At 54.0% G+C, this 16,519-nt stretch carries 19 protein-coding genes; 10 read left to right on the plus strand and 9 right to left on the minus strand.

The window, feature by feature from the left end; all coding sequences use genetic code 11:
- The first annotated feature begins 156 nt into the window (after positions 1–156).
- Positions 157–318, plus strand: coding sequence for a hypothetical protein (locus HC248_RS00870; protein ID WP_168920840.1), 162 nt, complete (start codon positions 157–159; stop codon positions 316–318).
- Between the two features lie 185 nt (positions 319–503).
- Here HC248_RS00870 and HC248_RS00875 read toward each other — a convergent pair whose 3' ends face one another.
- Positions 504–1,739 carry a CaiB/BaiF CoA transferase family protein gene (locus tag HC248_RS00875; protein ID WP_168920841.1) on the minus strand — a complete coding sequence of 412 codons (1,236 nt, stop codon included), beginning with the start codon at positions 1,737–1,739 and terminating at the stop codon, positions 504–506.
- 312 nt (positions 1,740–2,051) lie between these two features.
- Positions 2,052–2,294, minus strand: a complete 243-nt coding sequence (locus HC248_RS17550) for a hypothetical protein (protein WP_238342680.1) — start codon at positions 2,292–2,294, stop codon at positions 2,052–2,054.
- Here HC248_RS17550 and HC248_RS00880 point away from each other — a divergent pair.
- The 4 genes from HC248_RS00880 (at position 2,293) to ptsP (ending at position 5,364) form a co-directional block, all read left to right on the plus strand.
- Complete coding sequence (locus HC248_RS00880) at positions 2,293–2,664, plus strand: hypothetical protein (RefSeq protein ID WP_238342681.1); 372 nt, start codon at positions 2,293–2,295, stop codon at positions 2,662–2,664. The genes HC248_RS17550 and HC248_RS00880 overlap by 2 nt on opposite strands.
- A gap of 96 nt (positions 2,665–2,760) precedes the next feature.
- Positions 2,761–3,204 (plus strand): PTS sugar transporter subunit IIA, encoded by a 444-nt coding sequence (locus HC248_RS00885; protein WP_168920843.1) that lies wholly within the window; start codon positions 2,761–2,763, stop codon positions 3,202–3,204.
- Complete coding sequence (locus HC248_RS00890) at positions 3,173–3,442, plus strand: HPr family phosphocarrier protein (protein WP_168920844.1); 270 nt, start codon at positions 3,173–3,175, stop codon at positions 3,440–3,442. The genes HC248_RS00885 and HC248_RS00890 overlap by 32 nt, the downstream gene beginning before the upstream one ends.
- 161 nt (positions 3,443–3,603) lie before the next feature.
- Complete coding sequence (gene ptsP / locus HC248_RS00895; RefSeq protein WP_168920845.1) at positions 3,604–5,364, plus strand: phosphoenolpyruvate--protein phosphotransferase; 1,761 nt, start codon at positions 3,604–3,606, stop codon at positions 5,362–5,364.
- Position 5,365: 1 nt separating this feature from the next.
- Here the strand turns inward: ptsP and HC248_RS00900 are convergent, their stop codons facing one another.
- From HC248_RS00900 to HC248_RS00930, 7 genes are all read right to left on the minus strand, one after another.
- Positions 5,366–6,241, minus strand: coding sequence for a DMT family transporter (locus HC248_RS00900; RefSeq protein ID WP_168920846.1), 876 nt, complete (start codon positions 6,239–6,241; stop codon positions 5,366–5,368).
- Between the two features lie 64 nt (positions 6,242–6,305).
- Positions 6,306–9,443: an SNF2-related protein gene (locus tag HC248_RS00905; RefSeq protein WP_168920847.1), complete on the minus strand. Its 3,138-nt coding sequence runs from the start codon at positions 9,441–9,443 to the stop codon at positions 6,306–6,308.
- Between the two features lie 360 nt (positions 9,444–9,803).
- Positions 9,804–10,808 carry a lipoyl synthase gene (gene lipA / locus HC248_RS00910; RefSeq protein ID WP_168920848.1) on the minus strand — a complete coding sequence of 335 codons (1,005 nt, stop codon included), beginning with the start codon at positions 10,806–10,808 and terminating at the stop codon, positions 9,804–9,806.
- Between the two features lie 126 nt (positions 10,809–10,934).
- The gene (gene lipB / locus HC248_RS00915) at positions 10,935–11,645 is read right to left on the minus strand and encodes a lipoyl(octanoyl) transferase LipB (protein WP_168920849.1); all 711 of its coding nucleotides are present in this window, start codon (positions 11,643–11,645) and stop codon (positions 10,935–10,937) included.
- Positions 11,646–11,649: 4 nt separating this feature from the next.
- Positions 11,650–11,943, minus strand: a complete 294-nt coding sequence (locus HC248_RS00920) for a YbeD family protein (protein ID WP_168920850.1) — start codon at positions 11,941–11,943, stop codon at positions 11,650–11,652.
- Positions 11,940–12,839: a D-amino acid aminotransferase gene (locus HC248_RS00925; RefSeq protein ID WP_168920851.1), complete on the minus strand. Its 900-nt coding sequence runs from the start codon at positions 12,837–12,839 to the stop codon at positions 11,940–11,942. Before HC248_RS00925 ends, HC248_RS00920 begins: the two co-directional genes overlap by 4 nt.
- A 46-nt stretch (positions 12,840–12,885) precedes the next feature.
- Positions 12,886–13,320: a CopD family protein gene (locus HC248_RS00930; RefSeq protein ID WP_238342682.1), complete on the minus strand. Its 435-nt coding sequence runs from the start codon at positions 13,318–13,320 to the stop codon at positions 12,886–12,888.
- Positions 13,321–13,642: 322 nt separating this feature from the next.
- Between HC248_RS00930 and HC248_RS00935 the strand changes: the two genes are divergently transcribed.
- The 5 genes from HC248_RS00935 (at position 13,643) to HC248_RS00955 (ending at position 16,490) form a co-directional block, all read left to right on the plus strand.
- The gene (locus tag HC248_RS00935) at positions 13,643–14,224 is read left to right on the plus strand and encodes an ATP synthase subunit I (RefSeq protein WP_238342683.1); all 582 of its coding nucleotides are present in this window, start codon (positions 13,643–13,645) and stop codon (positions 14,222–14,224) included.
- Positions 14,225–14,237: 13 nt separating this feature from the next.
- Complete coding sequence (gene atpB / locus HC248_RS00940; protein WP_168920853.1) at positions 14,238–15,089, plus strand: F0F1 ATP synthase subunit A; 852 nt, start codon at positions 14,238–14,240, stop codon at positions 15,087–15,089.
- 82 nt (positions 15,090–15,171) lie between these two features.
- Positions 15,172–15,423, plus strand: a complete 252-nt coding sequence (gene atpE / locus HC248_RS00945) for a F0F1 ATP synthase subunit C (protein WP_168920854.1) — start codon at positions 15,172–15,174, stop codon at positions 15,421–15,423.
- A 40-nt stretch (positions 15,424–15,463) separates the two neighbouring features.
- Entirely contained in the window at positions 15,464–15,934 is a 471-nt protein-coding gene (locus HC248_RS00950; protein ID WP_168920855.1) for a F0F1 ATP synthase subunit B, read from the plus strand.
- Between the two features lie 25 nt (positions 15,935–15,959).
- Complete coding sequence (locus HC248_RS00955; protein ID WP_168920856.1) at positions 15,960–16,490, plus strand: F0F1 ATP synthase subunit delta; 531 nt, start codon at positions 15,960–15,962, stop codon at positions 16,488–16,490.
- Positions 16,491–16,519 lie beyond the last annotated feature (29 nt).

Below are 16,519 nucleotides of genomic sequence, written 5' to 3' on the forward strand. Positions count from 1 at the left end.
ATAACTTTTTAAGTCTGTTTGCCGCGCGCTAGGAGGACCCGATCATCACTCAGATGTTAGGTCTAGATCAGCATCGTAGAAGTCAGTCGACGCAATGCCGGCCGATCAGTCGGCGACTGCGACGCCCGGGCGGTTAAAAAAAACAGCAGTATTGGTGTGACATTCACTTTGAGCGCGCGGACCAACACCATGGTCGTCGTACGCTGGGCTGAAAAGTCCAGCAGCGGTATGGCGTTGTATTGCGTGTTGCTTCGCTACGCATTCAAGCTCTGTGCTCGCATGGGCACTAGACAACTGCGCCTGACCAGCTCGCGATAAAGCTAGCCGGTCAGGCTGATCTGTAGCCCAGTGGCTGGTTCCTGGAATGCGTTTGGACGGCGCCGACATCGCGCTGTTTTCTAAGGAAACTGACGCAGGTAAACCAGCAGGCTAGGCTGGCGCGTGTAGCGGCAAATTGCGGCGAAGACATGAGGCTGTACGGCGTCGTACAAGGCCATTTAATATCAAACTACACGCTCGCTTTTTAGCACCGCGAGCTTTTCTTTTGAATAACCCAGCACATCGTGCAGAACTTCATCCGTGTGTTGGCCCAAGCTAGGCGGCGGCATATCACTGCGCACCGGTGTCAGGCTGAGCTTGATGGGACTGGCGACTAAACGCAAATTGTCATTCAGCGGATGCTGCCAAGTCGTGACCATATCGCGCGCCGCTATCTGCGGGTCAGCGAATACTTCAGCTAGATTGTTAATCGCCCCGCACGGCACCTTAGCGGCTTCTAGTGCTGCCAGCCAGTCAGCTTTGCTGCGCTGGAGTAGCACCGCCTCTAGCAGCGGCACGAGCGCGGCGCGATTAACCACACGGTCGCGGTTTTTGATGTACTGCGGATTACTGGCCAGCTCAGGGCAATTGGCGACCAGACAAAACTTTTGAAACTGTTGGTCGTTACCGACTGCCAGTATTAAGTGGTCACGACTGCCATCGGCCATTGGCGCTACCTCAAACACCTGATAGGGCACGATGTTTTGGTGTGCATTGCCCACTCGGGTTGGCGTGGCGCCGCTAACCAAGTAGTTAGCGCCCAGATTGGCTAGCATTGCAACTTGGGTATCTAACAGTGCCATGTCTACCTGCTGGCCTTGCCCGGTTTTTTCCGCATGCCGTAGCGCAGCGAGTATGGCCACCGTGGCATACATTCCAGTCATTAAGTCAGCCACTGCAACGCCAACTTTTTGCGGCCCACCGCCGAGATCGTCGCGCTCACCGGTCACGCTCATCAGGCCACCAATGCCTTGAATGGCATAGTCGTAGCCGGCACGATCGGCGTAAGGTCCGGTCTGGCCAAAACCAGTGACTGAGCAGTAAACCAAGCGCGGGTTGATAGCGCTCAGACTTGCAAAGTCCAGGCCGTACCTAGCCATATCGCCGACTTTGAAATTTTCTACAAAAATATCGCAATGCTTGGCCAGCTCGCGGATTAAGGCCTGACCTTGTGGCTGTGAAATGTCACAGGTGACGGATTTTTTGTTGCGATTAGTGCCTAGATAGTAGGCTGCCTCTTGGGACTGCGAGCCATCACTGTTGGGCAAAAACGGTGGGCCCCAGCTGCGGGTATCGTCGCCGCTGCCGGGGCGCTCAATTTTGATCACCTCTGCGCCTAAGTCGGCCAAGGTTTGAGTACACCAAGGGCCCGCGAGAACACGGGAAAGGTCAAGAATGCGTATGCCAGCTAATGAATTCATTTGACTATTTTGCCCTGTTGCCAAAGGCTTTTCGGCCAAGATCGGGCGCACCACTAATGCTAGAGCAGAAATTGGCTGGATAACTTCTTCACCAGCTTGTTTAAGTCTTGTTCTTTAAGCCGTTGAGGGCTTTTGTGGTCATGTTTTTCTGTCCGGTAGTTGCGGATCATGGATGGTCAAAAAAATAGAAATTCAAAACACAACAAAAAAATGCACTCGCATTGAGCTGTGAAGTCTTTTCGGTAAGGCGCATATAGCGAGGAACATCTGGCAAGACGCATAGGGCAGGCCGCACATCGCATGGCGCTTATGTCATGGCGCAGACAACACGTCGCCAGCCGTCGCGTAGTGAAACGAGGCGTAACATTGCCCAATGTCAACATTGAAATTTTCATCCTTGAGTCGCCGCAGTGCGCTTGTCGCAAGCTTCGCTACAGTCTTGTTACTGTCTGCTTGCAGCCCCGCCTTAAACTGGCGCGACGTGCGAACCGAGGACACTGGGCTCGGTTTCTTGATGCCTTGCAAACCAGACGCAGCAAAAAAAACTTTACCCATGGGCGAGCAACTTGCCGAACTCAAACTGCTGTCATGCACTGCTGGTGGCGCAACTTTTGCAGTCGCCAGTGCCGATATTACGAATGCAGCGGCTACCTCGGCTGTATTGGCGCAGTGGCAGGCCGCAGCGCTGGCTAATATTCAAGCTGGACCCAGCGCGGTTAGCAGCCCTTTCAAACTACTGGGTGCCAGCACTGAGCCGGCCGCAGTAATGGTTAAAGCCCAAGGCAAACGACCAGACGGTGTGCCTACCAATAGTCAGACGGTTTATTTTGCTCAAGGATCGCGGGTATTTCAGGTGGTAATTTATGCGGAAAAAATTGCACCCGAAGCAGCGCAAACTTTCTTCTCAAGCCTTAAATTGGAATGAATACATCAGATTTTGACCTGCGCAATGTGTTGCTTAAGCGCCGCATATGCTTGAGGCGCTAGTGTGGACGGTCTGAAAGTTGATAATCATCAAATAATGAACGGCATTTTTATCATCGCCCACGCCCCGCTAGCTTCCGCTTTGCGCCAATGTGTCCTGCATGTATTTCCCGATAAACCGGAAGGAATCATCGCACTCGACGTACAGCCTAATATGCCGCCGGAAGAAACCTTGGCGCAGGCGCGCATTTTGCTCAGTCAACTCGGCACAGCGCGCACGCTGCTGTTAGTCGATGTGTTTGGCGCGACGCCCTGCAACGTGGCGCAAAAACTGGCCGATGGCATCAATACAAAACTTATCACCGGCATCAACCTGCCCATGCTACTTCGCACTGTTTGCTACCGACACGAGCCGCTAGAGGCGCTGGTGTCGCGCGCATTAATCGGTGCGACTCAGGGCGTGATGCAAGTTGCCGTCACCGCACCGCAAAATCAAGCACGTAAAAATAATGATCAAGAACAGCACGAGCATCAGCAATAAATTGGGCTTGCATGCGCGCGCCTCGGCCAAACTCACCAAGCTCGCCGGCAGCTTTCCCTGCGAGGTCTGGCTCACCAAGGGTGAGCGTCGGGTCAACGGCAAAAGTATCATGGGCGTGATGATGCTGGCCGCTGGTATCGGCAGCGTGGTGGAGGTTGAAACTATCGGCAACAAGGAGCAAGAGGCGATGGACGCATTGCTGGCGCTGATCGCTGACAAGTTTGGTGAAGGCGAGTGAATGTTGCCCCCACGCATGCTCACTTCGTGTAGCAAGCTGCCCCCCGAGGGGGCGAATTTCCCTAGGGGCGGCCCGTCGGGAAATTGCTTGCCCCACGCTCGCTCACTGCGCGCACCTCGCTACGCCCACTCTCGCTCGCTGTGTAGCGCTCAAGGATTTGCATGACTTTTTCTATTCACGGTTTAGCTGTCTCGCGTGGTATTGCGATAGGTCGTGCGGTGTTGGTTGCGTCGAGTCGCGCCGATGTGGCGCATTACTTTATTGATCCTGCTCTTACGGAGGAGGAAATCTTGCGAGTGAGGGCGGCGCGCAATGCGGTGATTGATGAGGTCACCAAGGTGCAAAAAGAGTTGCCTCGCGATGCGCCCCAAGAGCTGGCCGCCTTGCTCGATGTGCACTTAATGCTGTTGCAAGACGAGATGTTAATCAGCGGCGTCAAACATTGGATTACTGACCGCCACTACAACGCCGAATGGGCGCTGACCACGCAGTACGAAATCATCGCGCGCCAATTCGATGAGATGGAGGACCAGTATTTACGTGAGCGCAAGGCTGACTTGGAACAAGTCATAGAACGTATTCTTCGCTATATGAAGGGGGTCTCCTCACCGATACAGCCTTTGATGCGCGCCGGTGAAGGTCGCAAGCATTCGCAGCAAGACCTGCTACTGGGCGACACCAACGATGTGCCTTTGGTGCTGGTCGCGCACGACATCTCGCCGGCCGACATGATGCAGTTCAAGAAAAGCCTGTTTGCCGGTTTTGCCACCGACGTGGGCGGTAAGACCTCGCATACCGCCATCGTCGCGCGCAGCTTAGACATTCCAGCCGTGGTCGGTGCTCGCAGCGCCAGTCAGCTGATTAAGCAAGATGATTGGGTCATTATTGATGGCGAAGCCGGCGTGCTCATCGTGGATCCTTCGCCCATCATCTTGGCTGAATACGGTTTTAAGCAGCGGCAAGGCGAGCTAGAGCGCGAACGTCTGAACCGTCTCAAGCACACACCCTCGCTGACCATTGACAGCCAACGCGTAGAACTGCTGGCCAATATTGAAATGCCAGAGGACACATTGGGCGCGGTCAAAGTCGGCGCCATGGGCGTGGGTTTGTTTCGCAGCGAATTCTTGTTCATGGGCCGAAGCGGAAATCTGCCTGACGAGCAAGAGCAATATCTCGCCTACCGCAAGGCTGTCGAGGGCATGGAAGGTATGCCCGTCACGATTCGCACGGTGGACATTGGCTCAGACAAGCCGCTAGAGCGTAGCAAGCACCAAGAAACCCATTTAAATCCCGCGTTAGGCTTGCGCGCTATTCGCTGGAGTCTGGCCGATCCACCCATGTTTTTGACTCAGTTGCGCGCCATTTTGCGCGCTGCTGCACACGGTCAGGTCAACCTTTTAGTGCCCATGCTGGCCCATGCTAACGAGATACGCCAGACTTTGGCCTTGCTCGACCATGCGCGCAGCATGCTAGACATCGCTGGCATGGCCTACGGTCAGGTGCGCTTAGGCGCGATGATTGAGATTCCTGCTGCTGCGTTAACGTTAAAGCTGTTTCTCAAGCATTTTGATTTTCTGTCTATTGGCACCAACGATTTGATTCAGTACACGCTGGCGATTGACCGGGCTGACGAGGCCGTTGCTCACCTCTATGATCCCTGCCACCCGGCCGTCTTGCGCTTAATTGCCGACACTATTGCTGAGTGCAATTTACAAGGCAAAGGCGTGAGTATTTGCGGTGAGATGGCTGGCGACATCAGCATGACGCGCTTGCTACTAGGTCTGGGTTTACGTAGTTTTTCCATGCACCCTTCCCGCATATTGGCGGTGAAACAGCAGGTTCTTCGGGCCGATGCCAGCAAGCTTCAGGCGTGGGCGCAACAGGTGCTAGCCAGCGAGGATCCCGCCTCCTTGTTGCAGTGATTTAGTGTTTTTGTACGCGCGAGCCCAGCAGCGCAGCACCCACAATCATGGTGGCTGCCAAGCCCACGCTCCAGCTCAGCGAGCGCCCGCCAAAAAGCATTAAAAGCGCGGTTGAGCCCAGCGGTGTGAGATAGCTCAACAGCCCAATTTGCCGCGCATCACCGAGTTTGAGTGCCTTATCCCATAAAAAGAAAGCCGCACCCAAAGGGCCCAAGCCAGTCAGCGCCAACAGCCAATAGTCACGCTGCGACAGTTGAACAGCAGGTTCTAGCAAAAAGTGGCACAGCAAGGCGAGCAGCCCTGCCAGCAAACCAAACAGACCGATAGCTGCCGTCGGTATGTGTTGACCGACTTGAGCCATACGCTTGGTTTGTAGTGAAAAATTAGCCCAGATAAACGCCGAGCACAGCGCCAGCAAATAAGCCAGTGCAACGCCCCAGCCAGCGTTAACAAACTGATCAGTCGCAGCAGTGCGCGCGCCCAAAATCGCTACTGCTGCGCCGCTAAAACCCAGCAACGCGGCTAGGTAATGCAAGGGCCGTAAAGTCACGGCCGGTAAATAAAGCGGCGCTAGCACCACCATTAGCAGTGGCCATAAGTAGTTGATTAAATTCACCTCTACCGCAGGCGCCATGCGCAGCGCGATGAAGAGCAGAAAGTGAAATCCAAACAAACTCAGCACGCCCAGCGCCAGCGGTTTGGGTTTGATACGCCAGAGCTGCGGCTGGCGCAGCACATGCGGCAGCGCCAACAAACTGCCGAGAATCAGCGCCGCACCAGTGAGTAAAAAAGGCGGCACATGCTTGAGTGCAACACCTAGCAGCGCAAGCAAGGACCACATGGCGATAGCGCCTAGTGCGTAGAGATTCGCTTGCATGAATGAAATTTTCTTGTTTATAAGAGCAGGCCGACAGTTCGAGTGCGTCACGCACAGAGCGGGCCTAATCAGGATTTAGACTGTATCCCATAGGTTCCAGTAGTGAGGCCAAATCGCTCTGCGTCATGATGGGCTGCGTGCCTTGTGTCATCTCACCATACATGCTGTCGGCCAATGCGGCTTTTCGCTCTTGTAACGCCAGTATGCGTTCTTCAATCGTGTCTTGAGCCACCAGCTTGTAGACCATGACCGGCTTGGTCTGGCCAATGCGGTGCGCACGATCTGTTGCCTGGGCTTGGGCGGCGGGATTCCACCAAGGATCGTAGTGAATCACGGTGTCGGCTTCGGTCAGGTTTAGGCCAACGCCACCAGCTTTGAGGCTAATTAAAAACAGCGGCACTTCGCCAGAGGTAAAACGCTCAATTAGCTGCTCGCGGTTTTGCGACTGTCCGGTGAGCTTGACCCATTTAATCTGGCGTTTTTCAAGTTCTTCTTCGATTAATTCCAGCATGCTGGTGAACTGCGAGAACAGCAGCACACGCCGACCCGCCAGCAGCAAATCGGGTAACAACTCCATGAGCAGTTCGAGCTTGGCTGAAGACTTGATTTTTTTCGCCGCCGGCAGCGCCACCAAACGCGGGTCGCAGCAAACTTGGCGCAGCTTGAGCAGCGCGTCGAGTATTTGAATTTGTGAGCCGGCTAAGCCTTTGTTGGCCAGCGCTTCGTGCACGGTTTTCTCGGTGCCAAGGCGTATGGTTTCGTACAAATCGGCTTGCGGCTCGGCCAGTGTCACCACCGATATACACACTTGCTTTTCGGGCAGATCGGTTGCCACTTCGCTTTTTAAGCGGCGCAGCATAAAGGGTTTAAGGCGATGGCGCAGGCGCTCGGCGCGCTGCTGGTCGCCATGCTTTTCTATCGGTGTGCGATACAAGGATTTAAAGCGCGCCTGACTGCCGAGAAAACCGGGCATTAAGAAATTAAACAAACTCCAGAGCTCGCCAAGATTGTTTTCCATCGGCGTGCCGGATAAACACAAACGGTGTTTGGCGTCGAGCGCGCCGGCAATTTGCGCCGCATGCGAGCTAGCGTTTTTAATGTTTTGCGCCTCGTCCAATACCACCATGTGCCAAGACTGAGCTTGCCAGCGTTCGCGGTCGCGCTGCAGCAGTGAGTAAGGTGCGATCACTAAGTCAAAGCTACCCATTTCAGTAGCGGTCTCATGGCGACTATTGCCTTGCACCACCAAGGTTCGCAGCGAAGGCGTGAAGTGCGCCGCCTCTTTGCGCCAGTTGCCCATTAGGCTCACGGGTGCGATCACCAGCACCGGCAGAGCCAGTCGGCCGGCTTCTTTTTCTATCAAAATATGGGTCAGCGTTTGCAGGGTTTTGCCCAGCCCCATATCGTCGGCGAGTATGCCGGACAAGCCGTGGGTATGCAAAAACTGCAACCACTGCACACCGTCGAGTTGATACGGCCTGAGCTGTGCTTTGAGTCCGCTTGGTAGTGTCACTGCCGGCAGGTTTTGGCGGCTCGCCAGCTGACCCAACATTTCTTGCAAACTGTCTTCGCCCTGCCAGTGACCACCGGCCTTGGGGTGTTGCTGCAGTTCGGCTTCTAGGCGCATGGCTTCGAGGCGGGACAGACGCAGGGAGGTGCCGCTTAGCTCAATTTTGAGTTCGTTTTTCTTGCGTAATCCGCGCTCGGTCATGAGTTCAAGCAGCGCTTGCAGCCAAGGCCTGAGCGGCTCGCAAGGCAGGCGCAAATAGCCGTCGTCTTGCTTAATGTAGAGGTAGGTCGGCAACTGCAAAGTGCTAAAACTGGGCGGGTTAGCACTCGTGTCAGTGCTTTGAATAGTCGCTGGTGTTACTGATTGCGCAGCAGCGCCTAGCTGCGCCAGCAGTTCCGGCAGCAGCGGCAAGATGTTGCGGCGCTCACCACCCACGCTCATGCCCAGCGAGAGCTTGAACCAGTCCGCTTGGGTGTCGCCACCAGCGATTGGTTTGGGGTTGGCGCTAGGTGTTTTGCTGTTCAGCGGGTTGACTGGCGGCGAGGCCAGGCTGTGCATATGCGCTTTGAGGTCTTGCGCATGCGCAATCCATCCTTCTAGTGAGCTGTCGGTGGTGACCTCAAAGCCGGCGGCACGCATGATAGCGAAGTCGTTGTCCATCCATTCGAGCCAAAGCTGCTGCTGGGCGGTAGAAATAAACGGCAGGTAAAACCGGCCTAGGCTGTCGCCGCTCAGGCCTAGCGTGTGTAGGCTGTGATGGGCGTTTTGTTCAGCCGCAAGATCGCGCTGGAGTAGTACTTGATGCTTGGGTGGTTTTTTTGTCTTGTCGGCTTTTTTGTCTGGGCTTGATTCGACGTTAATACCGACTGTTAAGTGGATGTCGAGCGCATCAACAAGCACTGGGTTGTGGTCTTCAAGCGCATAAAAAGACAGGCCTTCGTAGTCAAAGCGCAGGGTTGCGCGCAGCAGGCCTAGGCGCTCGCTGTCCGCGTCTTCAACCCGCGTGATGTGTAGTTGGGCTTTGGCTTGACGGCCGCGTAAAACTTCTGCGCTGGCGTTTGCTGGTGCGTTAGGCCGCTGCGCAGATTTGGCTAGGGGTAACGCGGCTTCAGGCACTTGGGCTTTTAGTGGCGATAAATTTGCAGCTTTAGGCGGTGGTTTTTTGGGCCGCTCTGCTGGCTTTTTCGGCGTTGTGGACAGACTTATTTCATCGTCGTCAAACAGACCCTTGCCGGGTTTTAGCGCGACTTTGGGCAGACCCAGACTAGGCGCTGAGCGGGTCAATACTTTGACGGGGATTTTGATGCTTGCGTTAGTTTGGGCATTGACCGGCGCGTTAGTCGCGGCAGGTATTGGTGCGCTTATTGGCGTATGCGTTTCGGTTTCTAACAACACAAAATCAGCACTCTCGCCTTGTACCCAAAGCGCTGCGGATTCAGGTGGATTTTGCGCTTGCTTGTTGGTGTGTGCGGCTTGGCGCATAGAACTGAAGCTGGCCTTAATTGCCAACGCTACGCAGTGCCTGCAATTGCTGCGCAAAGCACAGTTGCATTCGCCCTGAAAGTAGCTCACCACGCCTGCATCTGAGGCCTCTATTACCACCGAGACTCTATGGTTTTGCTGCCCCGTGCCTTGGACCCGACCCAGAATATCGAACGCCTGAGTGCCTGCGGCAGTCAGTGTGCAATCCATGACTTTTTGCTGACGATAAGCTGCAAGGCCCTGCTCAAAAATGGCTTTTGAAACCTTGTCTGAAAGGGAGCTTAGATCGAGTAACAGGCGCGGCTGACTCACGCGAAAACGGTGGCTGTCGAGGCGCTGCGGGAAAGGGCGAGTCTGCAGTGGCAGAGGAGCAGTGTCATTTACGGTGTGTCCTATTGACTGCCGATTATCTCTTGCTTATTTGCCACTGTTTGGCGCCCCTAGGCGTAGTCCTTACTTCGCTAACGGCGGGGCTGTTTTTGAGATTTTTTTTGGTGCTTTTATTTGCGATGGCCTAGGTCTTTTTGTTGGCGCTTGAGTCGGTGCTTTTTCACGCGCCGCTGATTAAATTTAGACCTTTAGTGGAACGCCTGCAGCCAATGCTTGCTCGTCAGCGTGATAGCTGCTGCGCACCATCGCACCAACCGCTGCGTGACTAAAACCCATTTTGTAGGCTTCGGTTTCAAACATCTTGAAGGTGTCTGGGTGCACATAACGGCGCACTGGCAAATGCGAGCTAGACGGCGCTAGATATTGGCCAATCGTTAGCATGTTGATGTCATGCGCGCGCATGTCACGCATGACTTGCAAGATTTCTTCATCGGTCTCGCCTAGGCCAACCATGATGCCGCTTTTGGTGGGCACATTCGGATGCAAGGCCTTGAATTTTTTCAGCAAGTTGAGCGAGTATTGGTAGTCGCTGCCGGGGCGCGCTTCTTTATAAAGGCGTGGTGCGGTTTCCAAATTGTGATTCATTACGTCAGGTGGCGAGGCCTGCAAAATACCCAACGCACGGTCGTCTCGGCCACGGAAATCGGGGACCAAAATTTCAATCGTTGTGCCGGGCGAGAGCTCGCGTATTTTGTTAATACACTCGGCAAAGTGGCCGCTTCCGCCGTCGCGCAAATCGTCGCGGTCAACGCTGGTGATGACAACGTATTTGAGTCTGAGTGCCGCAATCGTGCGGGCTAAATTGAGCGGCTCGTTGACGTCTAGCGGATCGGGCCGGCCGTGGCCTACATCGCAAAACGGGCAGCGGCGTGTGCACTTATCGCCCATGATCATGAAGGTCGCCGTGCCTTTGCCAAAGCATTCGCCGATATTCGGGCAACTGGCTTCTTCGCAGACTGTGTTGAGTTTGTTTTCACGCAAAATCTGTTTGATTTCGTAAAAGCGTGTGGTTGGACTGCCGGCCTTAACGCGAATCCAGTCGGGCTTTTTCAATGCCGGGGCTTGCTCGACTTTGACCGGTATGCGGGAGAGTTTTGCGGCGGCTTTTTGCTTGGCCAGTGGGTTGTAGTTGTCCAAGCTTTGGACCTCGCGAACTACCGGATTAATTGTCTCTTGTGTGCTCATGTTGCATGCCATTCTCCCCGGGCTGTCCAGGGCGGTGATGCGCTCGCTGCGTCACAAGCTAAGGGCTTGAAAAGGCGTTGGGCGAGCGCTGGAACAGAAAATCAGAAAATCATTTAAGGCTATTCGTTAAGGCATTAAGTAATTGCTTAGCTTATGCCCCAACAAGTCCGCAGCCTCCTGCCACGTAACGTCTATGCCGATTGTACGAAGGTCAGTCGTTTGTAGACCCACATATCCACAAGGGTTTATGTTTGAGAAGGCTTGCAAGTCCATCGCTACATTCAGCGCGACACCGTGGTAAGTGCAGTGACGGCTGACTTTGATACCTAAAGCTGCGATTTTCCCCAAGCCTGCAAAACGTTCAGCGGGATTGACTGGACCGGTAAGCGCGGCATGCGATGTCGGGTCGCCTAAGCGCACATAAATGCCGGGTGCGCCGCCCACGCGGTGGCCGGTCACACCAAAATGCGCCAGCGTTTTAATCACTGCTTGCTCGACGCGGTAGACATATTCTTTGACAAAGTAATTGGCGCGCCTGAGGTCTATCAGCGGGTAGGCCACGACCTGACCCGGCCCGTGAAATGTCACCTGACCGCCGCGGTCGGTCTGCACCACCGGTATCCCATTGGGGTTGAGAATATGCTCGCTTTTACCGGCAAGGCCTTGGGTGTAGACCGCATCGTGCTCGCAAATCCATAGCTGGTCAGTCGTGGTGTCGGATCCAGTTGCTGCATGGCCGGGCACTGGCTGGAGCTGGCGAGCGGCGGTAAAACCCTGCATCGCTTGCCAGGTCTCTAAGTAGCCGACGCGGCCGAGCTGACGCAACTCAATAGACATGTTTTTAAAGTACCACTTTGACCATGGGGTGAGCGCTGTAGGTGCGGTAAAGCTCGTCGAGTTGTTCGCGGCTAGTGGCGGTAACGGTGACGGTGACGCCTAGGTATTTGCCGCCTTTGCTCTCTCGCAGTTCCAGTGTGCTGGCGTCAAACAAAGGGTCGAACTGATGGGCGATTGCCGTCACGGCGGCGACCATGCCATCGACTTTCAAACCCATGACCTTGATAGGAAATTGTGAGGGGTACTCGATGAGCGATGGTGCGGGTTCAGGTGTGGTGGGTGTTTTGTTGTCGGTCATTTTTTAGGTGTTTCCTGTTTCGCCTGCTGGTAAGCGGCGTACAGCTTTTGATAAACCGGGCCAGGCTTGCCGCTGCCGACTGGTAAACCGTCTAAAAGTGTGACTGGCAGCACTTCTTTGGTCGCCGATGACAGCAGTAATTCGTCAGCCTCTAAGACCTCGGCGCGGGTGATGCGGCGCAGCTCAAAATCCAGATCGGCGGCGCGGCACATGTCCTCAATCAGTCCGTAGCGAATGCCTTCAAGTACCAGATGGTCGCGCGGCGGGCCCATGACGCAGCCGTTTTTGATGACCCATACATTGCTAGACGCGGCTTCGCTCAGAAAATCGCCGCGAAACATGATGGTCTCAAGCGCACCGGCGTCCACACTGATCTGGCGCGAGAACACTGCGCCTAGCAAGCTAGTGCTTTTAATATGCGCTTTTTCCCAACGAAAATCATTGGCACTGACGCAGGCGACGCCGCCTTCGCGCTGCGCCAAACTCGGCAGCTTCATGGGGCTACACATGACAAAAACTGTGGGGGTCAAGTCTGGCGGCATCGCGTGGTCGCGCAAAGCCACACCGCGTGTGATTTGGATGTAAATGAGCTGGTCTGGGCTTGCTGGGGTCGGTGCAAAGTCGTTGATTAAGCGCATGGCAACTGCGCGCCAATCAGGCTCACTCAAGGGATTGTTGATGCGCATCTCCGCTAGGCTGCGGCTTAGGCGTTTCATATGCTGCTCAAAACGAAACAACGTGCCGCCGTAAGCTGGTACAACTTCATAAATACCGTCACCAAAAATAAAACCGCGGTCGAGCACGCTGATCTTGGCCTGACTCAGTGGCAAGTATTCGCCATTCAGAAAGCAAGTGGTGTTGGGCAGCTCGGTGGCCTTCATCAGGACGGTATTCATAGCGCTTAGCCTAGGTTAAAAAGTAAGCAAGATTGGATGCTGTGCATCAGACCAGCAAAATTACGCCTGAAATAGCGATTGCGCCTAGTGCCAGATTGGTCGCGGCCAGGGTTGAGACTTGGCCAGCACGGCGTCCTGCTTCTTCCCAGTTGCTGGCAACGACTGCCAGCTTAAGTCTGCGAAATGGACCGAAATACAAGTGACCAAACAAAGCCATCATGACTAATCCCAGTGTGAGCATGACGTGCCAGCCGGCTGGTGCGTTTTTCATGCCAACACTGGTGAGCATGTAAACGCCGGACAGCAGCAGCAGCGCTATCGTGAGCCAAACCATGATGAAAAATCGTTGCAACACGGCAGCCGTCAATGTCAAGCGTTCTGGCGCTTGCATCAGAGCGGTCGCCGTTGGCCTTAAGGCATACAGCATAAAACTGATGCCGCCCAGCCAAACGATGGCGGCGAAAAGGTGTAATAGTTTCATCAAAGCGTACATATTGGATCTTTCGAATAAATGCGTGGTGTTGCGTTAAGCCAAATCCCAAGGCCAGTGTGGTGCAGCTGCCAGAGGAGACTAACCCACATTGTGTCCGACTCGGGAATAGCCGCTTGTCTGATAGCCTTTGACGCACCTTGACTATTGCAACAAATTGCATTGATTTCCGGATTGTGAAGTTACGGTCAAGTTTCTACGTATAATCATAGGCTTTGCTGCCCTGCACCCAGGACTTTGCCCTGATTGGCCGCGTCTTTTTGTTTTATCTGCTTTCTTTCTTGTAACCTGCGTGTAATTAGTAATGGTGAAAATGAGAAATCAGCAAAAAAAGACAGAAAATGCTGGCCAGATTGCAGCGGATAAAAAAGCTAGCGGAGTTGTCAATGGCATGGCCGAAAAAGCAAAAATAAGTGCTTACGACAGTGTGGAAATTGAACGTGAAGCTGCGGATAAGAATTTCAAACCGTTAACGCGCGAAGAAGCTCAGGCCATGCGCCTTGCTAACCCTTCAGTGTCGCCATGGTTGGTGTTGACTGGACAGGCTGTTGCTGGTGTTCTAATCGCGCTGTTTTCTTGGTTGGTGACGGGAAGTGCTAGCGCTGGATGGTCCACCTTTTATGGTGCGCTGGTGGTGCTAGTGCCGGGTGTGGTTTTTGCACGCGGTTTGATGAGCAAGGTGGCGACCATGAACCCGGGCGCTGCAGTGACAGGATTTTTTCTCTGGGAGTTTGTGAAAATCGGTTTGGCAATTGCCATGCTTTTCGCCGCTCCCCGATTGGTATTGAACCTGAGTTGGCCAGCAATGTTGGTCGGCCTGGTGGTGACAATGAAGGTGGTCTGGTTGGTGCTTTGGCTCCGCGCTAGATTAAACAGTAACGCAAATGCAAAATAAAGAGATTTGAGAGATGAGTGAATCTTCCGGAAGCGCTTTGACAGCTGGTGAGTACATTGGTCACCACCTCGTTCATTTGCAGAATCATCCCCAAAAGGGCATTATTGACTTTTCAGTCTTTAACATCGACACCATATTTTGGTCCACCACGCTTGGCATACTTGCCTTGTTCGTGATGTGGCTTGTGGCTAAGACTGTTCATGCAGGTGTTCCCGGTCGCTTACAAGCGGCGGTTGAAATTTTGCTTGAAATGGTCGATTCGCAGGCCAAGGGGATCGTTAAAAATGCTGAGTCACGCAAAGTTGTTGGACCTTTAGCATTGACCGTTTTCGTCTGGATTTTCCTGATGAATGCGATGGATCTCTTGCCGGTAGACTTATTCCACACGATTTTTGGAATCGTTGGCTTGGGTGAAGCGATACCGTACTTCCGCATCGTGCCAACAGCAGATCTTTCCGCTACCTTGGGTATGTCGTGTGGTGTCTTGCTGGTCTGCTTGTTCTACAACATCAAGATCAAAGGTTTCGGCGGTTGGGTTCATGAATTGTTCTCTGCCCCCTTTGGTAACAAGTGGTTCCTATACCCGATCAACTTTTTAATGCAGATGATTGAATTCGCTGCAAAAACGGTTTCCCATGGCCTCAGGCTTTTCGGCAATATGTATGCCGGCGAGTTGTTGTTCATGTTGATAGCTTTGATGGGTGCAGTCGGTTTCGGCTCCACCACTGGCGTGTTGCTGTTTATCGGCCACGTTTTGGCTGGCACAAGCTGGGCCATCTTCCACATTCTGATCATTGCGCTGCAAGCGTTTATTTTCATGATGTTGACGTTGGTTTATGTGGGCCAGGCTCACGACCATCATTGATTCGCGGTTAAGCCCGCGCTGTTTTCCGGTTTCCCTTTCGTTTTTTTTTTTGTTAGTTTTTTTAAATCCATAGGAGCATTAAATGGAACACGTACTCGGTTTTGTAGCTTTGGCCGCTGGCCTGATCATTGGCCTGGGCGCTGTCGGCGCATGTATCGGTATCGGCATCATGGGTAGCAAATACCTTGAAGCTGCTGCACGCCAGCCTGAGCTGATGAACGAACTGCAAACCAAAATGTTTTTGCTCGCCGGTCTGATCGACGCTGCGTTCCTGATTGGCGTTGGTATCGCCATGTTGTTCGCATTCGCCAACCCGTTTGTGCTCGTCAAGTAATCACCCGCCTTTCAAGATATCCAACTAGAGAGGTGCTGCCGTGAGTATTAACTCCACATTCTTTGCGCAGCTCGTCGTGTTTGCGATTTTGGTGCTGTTCACGATGAAATTCGTGTGGCCACCGATCGCAGCCGCGCTGGACGAACGTGCACTCAAGATCGCTGCTGGCCTAGCCGCTGCCGATAAAGCTAAATCAGAACTCAGCGTTGCTAATAAGCGCGTTGAAGAAGAGTTGGCCAAATCGCGCAACGAGTCCGCCTTGCGTCTTGCCGAAGCCGAGCGCCGCGCGCAAGGCATGATTGAAGAAGCCAAAGCTAAGGCGACCGAAGAGGGCAGCAAGATTATTGCCGCCGCCAAGGTCGAAGCTGAACAGCAAACCGTTAGAGCCCGTGAGACGCTGCGTGAGCAAGTCGCCGCACTGGCCGTTAAAGGTGCTGAACAGATTCTGCGCAAGGAAGTCAATGCATCCGTGCATGCTGACTTACTAAGCCGCCTGAAGACTGAACTTTGACAGAAATCCTTAGCGAGCACCCACTATGGCCGAATTAGCCACCATTGCACGACCTTACGCCGAAGCCTTGTTCAAGAGCTCTGGCACTGAACTCGCCGCCGCGTCGGTCTGGCTCGATGAGCTAGCTGCGATCGCATCAAACGAACAACTGCAGCAATACGCCGGCAACCCCGGTGTGACTGTGGATCAAACCTTTGATGTGATCGTCGGTGTCGCTAAAAACAAGCTGTCGCCAGCGGCGCAAAACTTTTTGCGCGCGGTCATAGATAACGGCCGCATTAGCGTATTGCCCGAGATTGCCAATCAGTTCCGCGCCCTTAAAAACGCGCAGAGCGGCTCGTCCGATGCCACTGTCTACAGCGCATTTGCGCTTGACGGTGCTGCCTTGGCCGACTTGGCTGTTGTCCTCGAAAAGCGTTTTGCTCGCAAGCTCAACTTAACTGTTGAGATCGAGCTCGCGCTGATAGGCGGCGTACGTGTAGTGGTGGGTGACGAGGTGTTCGACACCTCGGTAAAAGCCCGTTTAGAGCAAATGAAAGCCGCGTTGATCGCCTGAGCCTTTGTGCGCGCAGGCGCCATGGTCCG

The organism is Polaromonas vacuolata (genome assembly GCF_012584515.1).
GTDB classification, from domain to species: Bacteria; Pseudomonadota; Gammaproteobacteria; order Burkholderiales; family Burkholderiaceae_C; genus Polaromonas; species Polaromonas vacuolata.

Bases quoted from the DNA above. Each gene is read 5' to 3' on its own strand.
- HC248_RS00905 (WP_168920847.1), bottom strand. From the start codon at position 9,443: ATGGATTGCACACTGACTGCCGCAGGCACTCAGGCGTTCGATATTCTG.
- HC248_RS17550 (WP_238342680.1), bottom strand. From the start codon at position 2,294: ATGGGTAAAGTTTTTTTTGCTGCGTCTGGTTTGCAAGGCATCAAGAAA.
- HC248_RS00920 (WP_168920850.1), bottom strand. From the start codon at position 11,943: ATGACCGACAACAAAACACCCACCACACCTGAACCCGCACCATCGCTC.
- lipB (WP_168920849.1), bottom strand. From the start codon at position 11,645: ATGTCTATTGAGTTGCGTCAGCTCGGCCGCGTCGGCTACTTAGAGACC.
- ptsP (WP_168920845.1), top strand. From the start codon at position 3,604: ATGACTTTTTCTATTCACGGTTTAGCTGTCTCGCGTGGTATTGCGATA.
- lipA (WP_168920848.1), bottom strand. From the start codon at position 10,808: ATGAGCACACAAGAGACAATTAATCCGGTAGTTCGCGAGGTCCAAAGC.
- HC248_RS00885 (WP_168920843.1), top strand. From the start codon at position 2,761: ATGAACGGCATTTTTATCATCGCCCACGCCCCGCTAGCTTCCGCTTTG.
- HC248_RS00925 (WP_168920851.1), bottom strand. From the start codon at position 12,839: ATGAATACCGTCCTGATGAAGGCCACCGAGCTGCCCAACACCACTTGC.
- HC248_RS00955 (WP_168920856.1), top strand. From the start codon at position 15,960: ATGGCCGAATTAGCCACCATTGCACGACCTTACGCCGAAGCCTTGTTC.
- HC248_RS00900 (WP_168920846.1), bottom strand. From the start codon at position 6,241: ATGCAAGCGAATCTCTACGCACTAGGCGCTATCGCCATGTGGTCCTTG.
- HC248_RS00880 (WP_238342681.1), top strand. From the start codon at position 2,293: ATGGGCGAGCAACTTGCCGAACTCAAACTGCTGTCATGCACTGCTGGT.
- atpB (WP_168920853.1), top strand. From the start codon at position 14,238: ATGAGTGAATCTTCCGGAAGCGCTTTGACAGCTGGTGAGTACATTGGT.
- HC248_RS00935 (WP_238342683.1), top strand. From the start codon at position 13,643: ATGAGAAATCAGCAAAAAAAGACAGAAAATGCTGGCCAGATTGCAGCG.
- HC248_RS00875 (WP_168920841.1), bottom strand. From the start codon at position 1,739: ATGAATTCATTAGCTGGCATACGCATTCTTGACCTTTCCCGTGTTCTC.
- HC248_RS00930 (WP_238342682.1), bottom strand. From the start codon at position 13,320: ATGAAACTATTACACCTTTTCGCCGCCATCGTTTGGCTGGGCGGCATC.
- HC248_RS00890 (WP_168920844.1), top strand. From the start codon at position 3,173: ATGATCAAGAACAGCACGAGCATCAGCAATAAATTGGGCTTGCATGCG.
- atpE (WP_168920854.1), top strand. From the start codon at position 15,172: ATGGAACACGTACTCGGTTTTGTAGCTTTGGCCGCTGGCCTGATCATT.